Origin of the sequence: Nocardioides sp. CCNWLW216 (assembly GCF_037120545.1) — a bacterium.
In the GTDB taxonomy this organism is placed as follows: domain Bacteria; phylum Actinomycetota; class Actinomycetes; order Propionibacteriales; family Nocardioidaceae; genus Nocardioides; species Nocardioides lianchengensis.
Genome location: NZ_JBBBBJ010000005.1, coordinates 248,971 through 261,788 on the forward strand (window position 1 = coordinate 248,971; position 12,818 = coordinate 261,788).

Sequence of the window (12,818 nt, forward strand, 5' to 3'; positions counted from 1 at the left end):
TCCGCCAGTCCGACAAGGCCCCGGAGAGCGCGACACTCCCCCGAACGTCGATGTCGCGAGTTCGAGTCTCGTCATCCACTCCAGTTCTCCTCACAGGCCCCGACTCCTCGTACCGGGGCCAGGCGCGTTCTGCCGAGTCAGCACTACTGGTGCTGACTCGGCCCCCTACTTCTGCTGACTCGGCGGAAGGTCTGTGACAGGTGGTGCAGTTGACACTCGTGTGACTGATGGGGATGGTGGGAGGGCTCCCTCTTCCCCCACGCTCGGAGTCTCTCGGATGTCACGCCCACGATGGATCGCCATCGGCGCGCTCGCTCTCCTGCTGGCCGTCGCCCCCTTCGTCCCCCGGGGGGGCGATGACGACGACGGTGCGATCACGCCCTCCGGGCGCCAGCAGTACGACGCCCGCCCGGCGGCCACGGCCGGCCTGGGCCGGGTGACCCCGGAGGCCGCGAGCGAGATCGAGCGGGTCCTCGCGGAGACGCCGCCGGTGACCGCGCGGGCCACGCCCGCGGCGCTCGCCGGCGCGCTGACCCGCTGCGCGGAGTTCGAGGGGCAGCGCTACTGCCTCGGCACCGGCTGGACCACGGACAGCGAGGCCGACGTACGGGGTCGGGTCGCGACGGCCGCTCGACAGGCCGCCGTGACCGCCCGGCGGGCCGCCGTCGAGACGACCGGCGACCTCGACACCGCCGCCCGGCTGGAGCGGACCGCCGCGCTGCCGGCGGCGCGTCGTACGGCGCTCGAGCGGGCCGAGCTGACCGCGGCCGCCCGATCGGTCGCCAAGGTCTGGCTGCTGCGCCACGAGCTGCAGGGCGTCCCCCTCCCGAACGGCTTCCTGAGGCGGCACCCCGAGGCCCGCGCCACCGCGGGCGCGCCGGCGACCAAGGCGGCGACGTACCCGGCGAGCGCCCGGGTGCTGCGGGCCAGCCAGGTGAGCTCGCAGATCCGGACCTACTGGTGCGGCCCGACGGCGATGCAGATGATCGCCTGGGGGTGGCGCGGAGAGAAGGCCGCGCAGAGCCGCTGGGCGCGGCGCCTCGGCACCACCACCTCCGGCACCGCGATCTCCAGCATGGTGTCGACGATCAACGCGACCACCGGCTGGGACCGCCCGGACCGCGCGGGCCCGTACGTCGTCCTCGACATCGGCGACTGGAGCTTCCGCCAGTGGTCGTCGCTGCTGAAGCGCCACGTGGCGGACTACCGCGCGCCTGTGGTCCTGCACCCGATCCTGCTGAAGCGCTACTACCCCTACCTCGACGACGACGCGTCCGGGCACTTCCAGGTCGGCCGCGGCTACCGCCAGCGCCCGGGCAAGCCGCTGGCGATCTCCTACTTCGAGCCGTGGGACCAGCAGCGCTTCGACCCCTCGGAGCCGTACGTCGAGCGCGTGCAGTGGCGCAGCGCCTACAAGAGCTACCGCGCCAACCTGGCCCACCCGCACCAGAACATCGGCGTCTGATGATCCGGTACGCCGTCCCCGCCCTCCTGCTCGTGCTTGCCGGCTGCTCGGGCGACGACTCGTCGTCCCCGCAGGCCGAGCCAGCGGAGACGACGACAGAGACGACGACAGAGGCGGCGGCCGCCCCGGCCCCCGACTGGCAGCCGGTGCCCGGTCCGGCCGACCGGGCCCACACGCTGAACGCCCGCGGGACGGACCTGACCGGCGCGACGCACCGCGAGACGTTCCTGACCGAGACCCACTCGCTGGTGGTCGAGCAGGACCCACAGGAGACCGAGCCGGCACGCGCGGTGCTGACCGACCTGGAGTCGGGCGAGGAGACGGTGCTCGACGACGGCTCCGAGGTGCCCACCACCACCGGTGGCAGCTGGGCCCTGGGGACCGACTCCCTCGTGCACGCGACCGTCGACCCGGCCGGCGCCTACTGCCTGGCCACCGTCGACCTGGCCTCCGGCGAGGCGAGCATCGGCTGGTGCGCCCCGGAGCGGCACGGCTTCACCGGCGCCCGGGTCACCGCCGCCGGCACCACCCTGCAGACCTTCGACGACCAGCGCCCGTCCTGCCGCACCGTCGGGACCCTCGACGGCACCGAGGTGGTGCCGTTCCCCGACGCCCCCGACTGCACCGCCTGGGACGGCCTGCTCCTCGACTCCGGTCCGGTCTGGTCGGTGGTCCGCGACGAGGGCAACGTGGAGCGGGTCGACCTGTTCGCGCAGGGGCCCGGCGGTCCCGGCGACGTCGTCGAGCTCGGCGCCGGCACCTCGGGGACGCTCATCGAGTGCGGCGGATCGGCGTACTTCGTGCGCGACCCGCAGGACGACCGCGGACCCGCCCGGCTGGTCCGCTGGGACGGCAGCGCGGCCGAGGTGGTCTACGAGTCACCGGCCGGGCCCGCGTTCCTGGAGACCCCGCGCTGCGGCGGCGAGGTGCTCACGGTGACGGCGTACGCCGAGGGCGGCGACGAGCAGGTGACCGCAGTCCTCGGCTGACGCCGTCCGTAGGCTGAGGGGATGAGCTTCACCGGCTTCCCCGTCTCGGCCCTCGACTTCTACGACGACCTCGAGGTCGACAACACCAAGTCGTACTGGGAGAAGCACAAGGCCGTCTACGCCGAGGCGGTCAAGGCGCCGATGACCGCGCTGTGCACGGCCCTGGAACCCGAGTTCGGTCCGGCCAAGATCTTCCGGCCCTACCGCGACGTCCGCTTCGCGAAGGACAAGACGCCGTACAAGACCCACCAGGGCGCGTTCGTCCGGGTCGGCGAGGCGACCGGCTGGTACGTCGAGGTCTCGCCGCGCGGGGTCCGCACCGGCGCCGGCTTCTACGAGGCCAGCGGACCGCGGCTCGCCGCGTTCCGCGAGGCGGTGGCGCACGACCGGTTCGGCCCGGAGCTCCAGAAGGTGCTGCGCAAGCTCCAGAAGCAGGACTTCGAGGTCGGCGGCGACCGACTGAAGACCTCCCCGCGCGGGTACGACGCCGACCACCCGCGCATCGAGCTGCTCCGCCACCGCTCCCTCACCGTCGGCCGCTCGCTCGGCTTCGAGCCGGTCATCCACACCCCTGAGCTGCTCGGCCTGGTCCGCGCCGACTGGCAGGCGCTGCGGCCGCTGGTCGACTGGGTGGCCCGGCACACCAGCGTCTGAGGCGCGATGTACCGCGAGCACCCGACGACCGCCGGCCCGGGCACGACGTGCGCCTGGGACCGGGTCGTCGCGAAGCCCGCGGCGCCGCTGATCGTCCCGGACGGGTGCGTCGACCTGGTCTGGTTCTCCGACGGTGCCCTGGAGGTCGCCGGGCCGGACACCGGGCCCCGGCACGCGACGCTCGCCGACGCCGTGGAGATCGTCGGCGTGCGGATCGGTCCCGGCGCGGCGCGGTCGGTCCTGGGCGTCCCGGCCTCCGCGGTGCGCGACCAGCAGCTGCCGGTCCGCGATCTCGGCCGGACCTGGGAGGTGCTGGCCGACCGGCTGGCCGAGCACGCCGGCGCCGCGGACCTCGCCGTACGACGGGCCGCCCTGGCGGCCGAGGTCGCCGCCCTGCCCCGGACCGGCGACGACCGCGTCGTCGCGAGCGCCGTCCGACTCCTCGAGGCCGACCCCCGGCTCCGGGTGCGCGAGGTCGCCGGGCGCATGGGCCTCAGCAGCCGTCAGCTCCAGCGACGCTTCGACGAGGCCGTCGGCTACGGCCCGAAGACCTTCGCCCGGGTCGCCCGGCTGCAGCGGTTCGCCCGGATCTCGGGCCCGACGACCTCCCTCGCGGAGACGGCGGTGGCCGCCGGCTACGCCAGCCAGTCCCACCTCTCCGACGAGGTCCGCGCCCTCACCGGCTCGACCCCCGTCCGATTCCTGGAAGACCGGCGCGGCGAGGCGTCCTAGCGTGGAGGCCATGAGCACCCCGACCGCCAGCCGGCACGTCAGCACCGTCATCCGGCGCGCACCCGCCGAGGTCTACGCGTACGCCGCCGACCCCGACCACCTGCCCGCCTGGGCGGCCGGCCTCGCGCAGGCCGAGGTCACCCGCGAGGGCGACACCCTGCTGGTCGACTCGCCGATGGGCCGGGTGACGGTCCGGTTCGTCCCGGCCAATGACCTCGGGGTCCTCGACCACGACGTCACCCTCCCGAGCGGGACGACGGTGACCAACCCGGTCCGGGTCCTCGCGCACCCCGAGGGCGCGGAGGTCGTCTTCACCGTCCGTCAGATCGAGCTGAGCGACGACGAGTTCGAGAACGACGTCCGCACGGTCGCCGCCGACCTGGGACGGCTGCGGAGCATCCTGGAGGAGGCCGCCGTCACGCCGGGGTGAAGCTCGCCATCGTCCGGTCCGGCTCCCAGTAGGCCTTCATCGAGGCCACCCGGCCGTCGTCGTGCACGACGTAGACCATGATCAGCTCGGTCGTGGTGTGGCTGCCGTCGGGGAAGGACGTGCGGATCCGGCCGATGTTGGCGCAGGTGTTGCTGCCGGGGTTGGCGAACGACTCGTAGATCTCGAACTCGAACGTCGCGATCGGCTCGATGGCCAGCTTCCAGAACGCGGAGATGCCCTCGTGGCCGTGGTGGCCCTTGCCCTCGGGGTCGAACATCGACGGCCCGACCGGGTCCTCGAGCACGGCATCCTCGGCATAGACGGTCAGCCACTCGGCAAGGTCGCCCTTGGCCACGGCGGAGTACGACCGCTGCGAGGCGGTGCGGGCCGGGTGCAGGTCGTTCGGGGCGGTCCAGGTGATGGCGTCCGACGTGATCATGTCCGGCAGCCTAGAACCAGTTCTAGTTTCGGCGCACCTCGTTCGTCCCTCACGAGACACTCGACTACCGATTCTCCTCCTTTCACCCGCCCGCCACGCACGGTTCAGTCGGCGTCCGCCCGGCGCCCCGATGGTGGGCCCATGAGCAAGCGAGCGGCGTACCTGATCGTCGGCCTGCCGCACGGCGGCGGGACCTTCCTCCCCGCGGCCCTGCGCGCCCACGCGCCGAGCCTGGAGGCCGCCGGCCTCGGGCAGCCGGCCCGGTCGGCGGACGAGATGTTCCGGGCCGCGGTCGAGATCCGCCGCGACCACCAGGCCTGGGGCCTGCGCCGGCGCGACGTCGAGGGCGCCTGGGCCGAGATCTGTCGGCGTGCCTACCAGGGCAAGGGCGACGTCGTCGTCGGACACGACCTGCTCGCGGCCGCGAGCGGGGCCGAGATCGCCCTGCTGGTCGACCGGCTGCCCGGCTTCGACGTGCACGTCGTGGTCGCGGCCGGGCCGGCCGACCCTCGCCTGTCGCTCTTCCCGGACGACTACGACCTGGCCGCCGTCCTCGACCGCTGGGCCGCACACGCGCCGAGCCCCGCCCACGTCCACGTGCTGGTGACCGATCCGGGCGATCCCGCCGCGACCTGGGCCGCGCTGGGGCAGGTCGTCGGCTTCGACGCCGGCCTGCTGCCCGTCGCCGACGACCTCCTCGACGGCGACGGGTCCGGCCTGGACCTGGCCAACCTGCGCCTGCTGGCCGGCTCGGCGGGCTCGCTGACCCCGGTGGAGGAGCTCCGCGAGGCGGCCGAGGACTGGGCCAAGGCCGTCGCCGAGGGCGGGTACGACGTCCACGGCGACCTCGGCGGTCTGGCCCCACGCACGACGGACCCCGCCGGCGACGACGGACCCGTGCAGGCCCGGCTGGACCTGGTCAGCGAGGCGCTCGCGGAGACCGTCGCCGAGCTGGCCCGCCTGCGCGGGCAGCACGCCGAGCTGCAGGCGCGCACCGAGAAGCTGCAGCGCAAGCGCAAGAGGCTCAAGCGCCGACTGGCCGACGTGACGGGGGCCTGACGGCCCTCCCACTCAGTGGGGCTGCCAGGCGTCCTCGTCGGCGGTCCGCGTCGTGACCGCCTTCGGGAGCTTGCCGTCGGAGAGCTGCTGGATCGAGACCTGCTCGAAGACGTCGCGCAGCGATCGCCGGGCCGCGATCCAGACGTGCTGGAGCACGTCGGCGGCCTCGTTGTAGGACACCGCCTCGGGACGCAGGCCGTAGACCGACACGAGCGGGCCGTCGACCGCGCGGATGACGTCGGCGACGGAGACGCTCTCGGCGGCCCGTCCCATCCGCCAGCCTCCGGACTGGCCGCGCTGGGACATCACGATCCCGGCGCGACGCAGGTCGGCGAGGATCGCCTGGAGGAACCCGTGAGGGATCTCCTGGAGCCGTCCGAGCTCCTCGGCGCTGACCGCGCGACCGTCTGCCCGCGACGCCATCTCGATCAGCGCGCGGAGCGCATAGTCGGACTTCGCGGAAACTCGCATGGGTCCAGTGTGTCAGAAATGTCGATCCAGACACTCGACGACGCCCCGGTCAGGCGTCCACCAGCTCGGGCTCGGCGACACCCGCGGCCCGGGCCCGGCGCTCCTGGGCGACCGCCCAGCCGACCCCCGCGACCCCGAGCCCGCCCGCGACCAGGCCGACCCCGGTGACGACGGCGCCGCTCCCCCCGACCGCGCCGGTGATCGTGGTGGCGTTGGTGAGCACGATCAGGCTCCCGGCCGCCACGCCGAGGACCCGGGCGGGCAGGTGGCGGACCAGCCAGGCGGCGATCGGCGCCGCGATCACCCCACCGACCAGCAGTGCCGCGGCGTACGACCACTCGATGCCCTGCGAGCCGAGGGCGAAGAGGAAGCCCAGCGACCCGCCCACCGCGACCACGAACTCCGAGGTGTCGATCGAGCCGACGACCTTGCGCGGCTCCAGACGACCCGACGACAGCAGCGTCGTCGTGCCGACCGGGCCCCAGCCACCGCCGCCCACGGCGTCGAGCGCGCCGCCCACGACCCCCACCGGCACCAGCATCCGCACGCCGGGCCGCGCCTTGAAGGTCGGACGGCGACCGCCGAGGACGAGGAAGCGCCAGATCACGTAGCCGCCGAGCGCGAGCAGGATGCCGGCGACCCACGGCGCCGCCGCCTCACCGTCGAGGCTGGCCAGGAAGGTCGCCCCGGCGAAGGCGCCGACGAAGCCGGGGACGGCGAGCACGCCCACCGTGCGCCAGTCGACGTTGCCGAGCTTGTGGTGGGAGAAGCCGGAGACCAGCGAGGTGCCGATCTCGGAGAAGTGGACGGCGGCCGAGGCCGCGGCCGGGCCGACGCCGGCCGCCAGGAGCAGCGTGGACGACGTGACGCCGTACGCCATGCCGAGTGAGCCGTCGACGAGCTGAGCGAGGAGGCCGACGAAGCCGAGGACGAGGAGCTTGCGCATCGCAGGTGCCACCAGGGGGTCGGGGACAAGTTAGTCGATCGATCCGATGCAGTTACCCGTCCAGCGAGCGTTCATGCGGTCCGGGGACACCTGGTGTTGCACGGCGGGGAGAGCCGACCTACCATTAAGTTACCGGTCAGTAGTACGCCCTGCTGGCTCCTTCCTCAACACGTTCGATCACGAAAAGGTGTGCACCAGTGAGCCACTACAAGAGCAACCTGCGCGACATCGAGTTCAACCTCTTCGAGGTGCTCGGCCGCGACGAGGTCCTCGGCACCGGCCCCTTCGCCGAGGTCGACGCCGACACCGCCCGCGAGGTGCTGGCCGAGGTCGACCGGATCGCCCGCGAGGACCTCGCGGCGTCGTACGTCGACAGCGACCGGAACCCGCCGGTCTTCGACCCGGCGACCAACACCGCCCCGCTCCCCGAGAGCTTCAAGAAGAGCTACCGCGCCTGGATGGACGCCGAGTACTGGCGCCTGCAGATCAACGAGGACCTGGGCGGCACCCCCGCCCCGTCCAGCCTGGTCTGGGCGACCGCGGAGCTGGTGCTCGGCGCGAACGCCCCGGTGTGGATGTACGCCGCCGGTCCGGCCTTCGCGGGCGTCGTGCACCGCAGCGGCAACGAGCGCGACAAGCGCATCGCCCAGCACATCGTCGACCGCGAGTGGAACACCTCGATGGTGCTGACCGAGCCCGATGCGGGCTCCGACGTCGGCGCCGGTCGGGCCAAGGCCACCGCCAACCCCGACGGGTCCTGGAACATCGAGGGCGTCAAGCGCTTCATCACCTCGGCCGAGTCCGACGTGACCGAGAACATCATGCACCTCGTCCTCGCCCGCCCGGTGGGCGTCGAGGGCGTCGGCGGCCCCGGCACCAAGGGCCTGTCGCTGTTCCTGGTCCCGAAGTTCCACTTCGACCACGAGACCGGCGAGCTGACCGGCGAGCGCAACGGCGTCTACGTCACCAACGTCGAGCACAAGATGGGCATCAAGGTGTCCAACACCTGCGAGCTCACCTTCGGCGACCCCTCCGTCGGCGGCGGCGAGCCCGCCCAGGGCTGGCTGCTCGGCGAGGTGCACAACGGCATCGCGCAGATGTTCCAGGTGATCGAGAACGCCCGGATGATGGTCGGCACCAAGGCCATCGCCACGCTGTCGACCGGCTACCTCAACGCGCTCGACTACGCCAAGACCCGCGTCCAGGGCGCCGACCTGACCCAGTCGGGCGACAAGACCGCGCCGCGGGTCACGATCACCCACCACCCCGACGTACGTCGGTCGCTGATGACGCAGAAGTCGTTCTCCGAGGCCATGCGGGCGCTGGTGCTCTACACCGCCACCTGGCAGGACAAGGTGATGCTCGCCGAGCACGCCGGCGAGACCGACACCCTGGCGGCGGCCGTCAACGACCTGCTCCTCCCGATCGTCAAGGGCTACGGCTCGGAGCGCTCCTGGGTGCTGCTCGGCACCGAGTCGCTGCAGACCTTCGGCGGCTCCGGCTTCCTGCAGGAGTACCCGCTGGAGCAGTACGTCCGCGACGCCAAGATCGACACCCTCTACGAGGGCACCACGGCGATCCAGGGCCAGGACTTCTTCTTCCGCAAGATCGTCAAGGACCAGGGCGCCGCGCTGGGCCACCTCGCGGGCGAGATCCAGGCCTTCATCGACTCCGAGGCGGGCAACGGCCGGCTCAAGAGCGAGCGGCAGCTGCTCGCGACCGCGCTCGACGACGCCAACGCGATCGTCGGCCACCTCATCAACGAGCTGATGTCGGCCCAGGGCGAGATCCGCAACATCTACAAGGTCGGCCTCAACACCAGCCGCCTGCTGATGGTGCTCGGCGACGTCGTCTGCGCCTGGCTGCTGCTGCGCCAGGCCGAGGTCGCGCTGGCCAAGCTCGGGGGCGACCCGGGCAAGGACAAGTCGTTCTACGAGGGCAAGGTCGCGGCCGCGCAGTTCTTCGCGCAGACCAACCTGCCGCGGCTCACCGCCGAGCGGGCCATCGCCGAGGCGACCGACCTGTCGCTGATGGACCTCGACGAGAGCGCCTTCTGACGCTGGTTCGTCCTCGCGACGCCCCTCGCCCGGTCCGGGCGGGGGGCGTCGTACGTTCGCGGGCGGCGGGCGGCGGGCGGCGGGCGGTCCGGGGTGGCGGTGAGCTATTCACCGTTCTCCGGGCCGGAACGGTGGGCCACTCACCGCCGACCCGGCGTGCCGCGCGGACCCGCCCGGGCGGCGGTGACCAGCCACCGATCTCGATCGGCGTTCGGTGGACAGCTCACCGCCGGACCGGATCCGCGGCCGGTCCGGCTCACCCCCGCAGGTGCGCGCGGGCGGCCCGTCGTACGGCGTCGGTGAGGCGGGCCAGCGCCGGGGAGTCGAGGCGCCACCGCTGCCAGTGCAGGGGTACGTCGAGCCGCGCGCGAGCGCCCAGCGTGACCAGCCGGCCCGCCGCGACGTCCGGCAGCAGCTGCGGCTCGGGGAGCATCCCCCAGCCGAGCCCGAGGCGGACCGCCTCGTGGAAGTCGGCGCTCGTCGGGACCCGGTGCACGACCGCCGCGGCGTCGACGCCGTACGACGCCAGCACGTCGTGCTGGAGCCGGTCCTTCTCGTTGAAGACGACGACCGGCATCGCGGCCCAGTCGTGGCTGCGGCCGCGGCGCCAGCGCTCCGCGAAGGCCGGGGTGGCCGCGGGTCGGTAGCGCAGCGACCCGAGCCGCTCGACGACGCAGCCCTGGACCGCGACCGGGTCGCTGGTCACCGCGGCCAGCACGTCGCCGCCGCGGAGCAGGTCGGCCGACCAGGCCTGGTCCTCGACGTGCAGCCGCAGCACGCTGTCGTCCCAGGCGGCGACCTCGCCGACGACGTCGCGGAACCAGGTGGCCAGCGAGTCGGCGCTGACCGCCAGCGGGAGCTCGACGCGGTGCCCGCCCTCGCCGAGCGCCTCGCGCGCCTCGTCGTACAGGAGCTCGGTCTGGCGGGCCAGCCGCAGCAGGGTCTCGCCGGCCTCGGTCGGGCGGCAGGGCGTGCCGCGCCGGACCAGCACCCGCCCGGCCGCGGACTCGAGCGCCCGGATCCGCTGGCTCACGGCGCTGGGCGTCACGTGCAGCCGGCGGGCCGCCGCGTCGAAGGTGCCGGTGTCGGCGATCGCGACCAGGGCCGCGAGCTGGTCGGGGTGAGGACGCATGAAGCGATGCTAATGGTCCTGCAGATTCTTTCGCTGGTCTTCACGGCCGATCCGACCGTAGCGTCGCCCCGTGCTCGACTCCACCGCCGCCGGTCTCGCGACCGGCCTCTCTCTCATCGTGGCCATCGGCGCCCAGAACGCCTTCGTGCTGCGCCAGGGGCTCGCGCGCGAGCACGTCGTCCCGGTCGTGGCGATCTGCGCGGTCTCCGACCTGCTGCTGATCGTGGCCGGCGTGGCCGGGATCGGCACCGTCGTGGAGCGCGCGCCCGCGGTGGTGGAGGTCGTGCGCTGGCTCGGCGTCGCCTTCCTCACCTGGTACGGCGTCCGCACGCTGCTCGGGGCCCGGAAGGCGGCCGGGCTGACGGCCGACGGCGGCCGTCGTACGTCGCTGCGCTCGGCGGTCGGGCGGGCCACGGCCCTGACCTGGCTCAACCCGCACGTCTACCTGGACACCGTGCTGCTGCTCGGCTCGATCGCCAACACGCACGGCTCCGACGGGCGGTGGGGGTTCGCGGCCGGCGCCGGCGCGGCGAGCCTGCTGTGGTTCTCCGGGCTGGGCTTCGGCGCCCGGCTGCTCTCCCCGCTGCTCGCCCGACCGCGGGCCTGGCAGGTGCTGGACGTGCTGATCGGGGTGACCATGCTGGCCATCGCGGTCTCACTCGCGCTGGGCTGAACCAAGCAGCCGTTAGGGTCGCGGGCATGGACCAGCAGCGGCTCGCGACGTACGTCGAGGTCTGGAAGCAGGCGGTCGACGACCTCGTCGCCCTGCTGGAGGACCTGTCCGAGGAGGACTGGTCGCGGCCGACCGACCTGCCCGGCTGGGACGTCCGGGCGGTCGCGTCGCACACCGCCCACCTCGAGAGCCGGCTGGCCGGCGCCCCCGAGGAGACCGCCGACGTCGGCGAGCCGCCGCACGTCACGGGGCTGATGGGTCTCTACACCGAGATCGGGGTGGTCAACCGGCGCGACCGGTCCGGCGCGGAGATCGTCGCGGAGATCCGGACCGCCGCCGAGGCGCGGTACGCCGCCCTGCGGGCCGACCCGCCGACCGACCCGCTCGGCCTCCCGCCGGTCATCTTCGGCGGCGTGCCGTGGACCTGGGAGACGCTGCTGCGCAACCGGCCGCTCGACGTGTGGATGCACGAGCAGGACGTACGGCGCGCGGTCGGCCGGCCCGGCGGGCTCGACTCGGCGGCCGCGCGGCACACGGCCGACTACCTCGCCGAGGGGCTCGGCTACGTGCTGGTGAAGAAGGTCGGCGCGGCGCCGGAGACGGTCGTGGTGCTGGAGATCGAGGGCCACGAGCCGGTCGCCTGGACGGTCACGCGGACCGGCCGCGGGGAGCCGCTGCCCGTCGTACGGCACGGCGCGGACGCGACGCTGCGGATGGACCGGGAGAGCTTCATCTGCCTGGCCGGCGGCCGGCGAGCGGCGCCGGTCGAGATCGAGGGCGACACCGAGTTGGGTCAGCGGGTCGTCGACGCGCTGGCGACGACGCCGTGACGTCCGGTGCCGCCTGGTCGCTGGCCGACGTCCCCGACCAGACCGGCCGCACCGTCGTGGTGACCGGCACCAGCGTCGGCGGCCTCGGCCACCACACCGCGCTGGAGCTGGCCCGCCGCGGCGCCCGAGTGGTGCTCAGCGGTCGGACCCCGAGCAAGGTCGAGGAGACCGACGCCGCGATCCGCGCCGAGGTGCCGGGCGCGTCGCTGGAGCGGCTCGAGGTCGACCTGTCCTCCCTGGAGTCGGTACGCCGGGCCGCGGACGCCGCGAGCGCGCTGGGCCCGATCGACGTGCTCGTCAACAACGCGGGGGTGATGGGGACGCCGTACTCCCGGACCGAGGACGGACTGGAGCTGCAGCTGGCGACCAACCACTTCGGGCCGTTCCTGCTCACCGGGCTGCTGATGCCGCAGCTGCTCGCGAGCGGCGCCGGGAGGGTGGTGACGGTGTCCTCGCAGTTCCACCGCTACGCGCGCTCCGCCCCGCTGGGCGACCCGCGGGTCGAGGGCCGCTACTCGAAGTGGCCGGCGTACGGGCAGACCAAGCTGGCCAACCTGCTCTTCACCTACGAGCTCGACCGGCGCCTGCGGCACGCGTCGCTGCCGGTCCGCGCGCTGGCTGCGCACCCCGGCTTCGCCGGCACGCACCTGGCGGCGAACGGTCAGTACGGCCGGGCCCGCGGCGGCCGGGCCTCGATCCTGGACGCCGCCATCCGGGCCGTCTCGCAGTCCGCGGCCGCGGGCGCCTGGCCGACGTTGATGGCCGCGACGGCCGACCTGCCGGGTGCGACGTACTGCGGTCCCGCCGGGCTCGGCGAGATGGCCGGCGTCCCCCAAGTGGTCACCAGCAGCCGGCGCTCGTACGACGAGGTCGCCCAGCGCCGGCTTTGGGAGCTGAGCCAGGACGTCACCGGGATCCGCTACCCCTGAGCCTGTGGATAG

14 protein-coding genes are annotated in these 12,818 nt (G+C 73.5%); 10 read left to right on the forward strand and 4 right to left on the reverse strand.

What is annotated here, in order from left to right; all coding sequences use genetic code 11:
* Positions 1–277: 277 nt before the first annotated feature.
* Genes V7S47_RS13840 through V7S47_RS13860 form a run of 5 tightly spaced genes read left to right on the forward strand, consistent with a single transcriptional unit; the run spans position 278 to position 4,270 of the window.
* Complete coding sequence (locus V7S47_RS13840; RefSeq protein ID WP_336562089.1) at positions 278–1,465, forward strand: C39 family peptidase; 1,188 nt, start codon at positions 278–280, stop codon at positions 1,463–1,465.
* A complete protein-coding gene (locus V7S47_RS13845; RefSeq protein WP_336562090.1) occupies positions 1,465–2,454 on the forward strand; it encodes a hypothetical protein in 990 nt (329 codons plus the stop codon). The genes V7S47_RS13840 and V7S47_RS13845 overlap by 1 nt, the downstream gene beginning before the upstream one ends.
* Before the next feature lie 21 nt (positions 2,455–2,475).
* Positions 2,476–3,108, forward strand: coding sequence for a DUF2461 domain-containing protein (locus tag V7S47_RS13850; RefSeq protein WP_336562091.1), 633 nt, complete (start codon positions 2,476–2,478; stop codon positions 3,106–3,108).
* Between the two features lie 6 nt (positions 3,109–3,114).
* Positions 3,115–3,840, forward strand: coding sequence for a helix-turn-helix domain-containing protein (locus V7S47_RS13855; RefSeq protein WP_336562092.1), 726 nt, complete (start codon positions 3,115–3,117; stop codon positions 3,838–3,840).
* Between the two features lie 10 nt (positions 3,841–3,850).
* Positions 3,851–4,270, forward strand: a complete 420-nt coding sequence (locus tag V7S47_RS13860) for an SRPBCC family protein (RefSeq protein ID WP_336562093.1) — start codon at positions 3,851–3,853, stop codon at positions 4,268–4,270.
* Here the strand turns inward: V7S47_RS13860 and V7S47_RS13865 are convergent.
* The gene (locus V7S47_RS13865; protein ID WP_336562094.1) at positions 4,257–4,709 is read right to left on the reverse strand and encodes a nuclear transport factor 2 family protein; all 453 of its coding nucleotides are present in this window, start codon (positions 4,707–4,709) and stop codon (positions 4,257–4,259) included. The genes V7S47_RS13860 and V7S47_RS13865 overlap by 14 nt on opposite strands.
* Positions 4,710–4,850: 141 nt before the next feature.
* Between V7S47_RS13865 and V7S47_RS13870 the strand changes: the two genes are divergently transcribed.
* Positions 4,851–5,768, forward strand: coding sequence for a hypothetical protein (locus V7S47_RS13870; RefSeq protein ID WP_336562095.1), 918 nt, complete (start codon positions 4,851–4,853; stop codon positions 5,766–5,768).
* Positions 5,769–5,780: 12 nt separating this feature from the next.
* Here V7S47_RS13870 and V7S47_RS13875 read toward each other — a convergent pair whose 3' ends face one another.
* Both V7S47_RS13875 and V7S47_RS13880 read right to left on the reverse strand, forming a co-directional pair.
* Positions 5,781–6,239: an RrF2 family transcriptional regulator gene (locus tag V7S47_RS13875; RefSeq protein WP_090860568.1), complete on the reverse strand. Its 459-nt coding sequence runs from the start codon at positions 6,237–6,239 to the stop codon at positions 5,781–5,783.
* Between the two features lie 49 nt (positions 6,240–6,288).
* Complete coding sequence (locus tag V7S47_RS13880; protein WP_336562096.1) at positions 6,289–7,185, reverse strand: sulfite exporter TauE/SafE family protein; 897 nt, start codon at positions 7,183–7,185, stop codon at positions 6,289–6,291.
* Positions 7,186–7,382: 197 nt separating this feature from the next.
* Here V7S47_RS13880 and V7S47_RS13885 point away from each other — a divergent pair, with 197 nt between their 5' ends.
* Positions 7,383–9,242 carry an acyl-CoA dehydrogenase gene (locus V7S47_RS13885; RefSeq protein ID WP_336562097.1) on the forward strand — a complete coding sequence of 620 codons (1,860 nt, stop codon included), beginning with the start codon at positions 7,383–7,385 and terminating at the stop codon, positions 9,240–9,242.
* 256 nt (positions 9,243–9,498) lie between these two features.
* Here V7S47_RS13885 and V7S47_RS13890 read toward each other — a convergent pair whose 3' ends face one another.
* Positions 9,499–10,374, reverse strand: coding sequence for a LysR family transcriptional regulator ArgP (locus V7S47_RS13890; protein WP_336562098.1), 876 nt, complete (start codon positions 10,372–10,374; stop codon positions 9,499–9,501).
* Between the two features lie 70 nt (positions 10,375–10,444).
* Between V7S47_RS13890 and V7S47_RS13895 the strand changes: the two genes are divergently transcribed.
* From V7S47_RS13895 to V7S47_RS13905, 3 genes are read left to right on the forward strand one after another with little or no spacing between them, the layout of a single operon-like run.
* Entirely contained in the window at positions 10,445–11,047 is a 603-nt protein-coding gene (locus V7S47_RS13895) for a LysE/ArgO family amino acid transporter (protein ID WP_336562099.1), read from the forward strand.
* 26 nt (positions 11,048–11,073) lie between these two features.
* Complete coding sequence (locus tag V7S47_RS13900; protein WP_336562100.1) at positions 11,074–11,877, forward strand: maleylpyruvate isomerase family mycothiol-dependent enzyme; 804 nt, start codon at positions 11,074–11,076, stop codon at positions 11,875–11,877.
* Positions 11,874–12,806, forward strand: a complete 933-nt coding sequence (locus V7S47_RS13905) for an oxidoreductase (protein WP_336562101.1) — start codon at positions 11,874–11,876, stop codon at positions 12,804–12,806. Before V7S47_RS13900 ends, V7S47_RS13905 begins: the two co-directional genes overlap by 4 nt.
* Positions 12,807–12,818 lie beyond the last annotated feature (12 nt).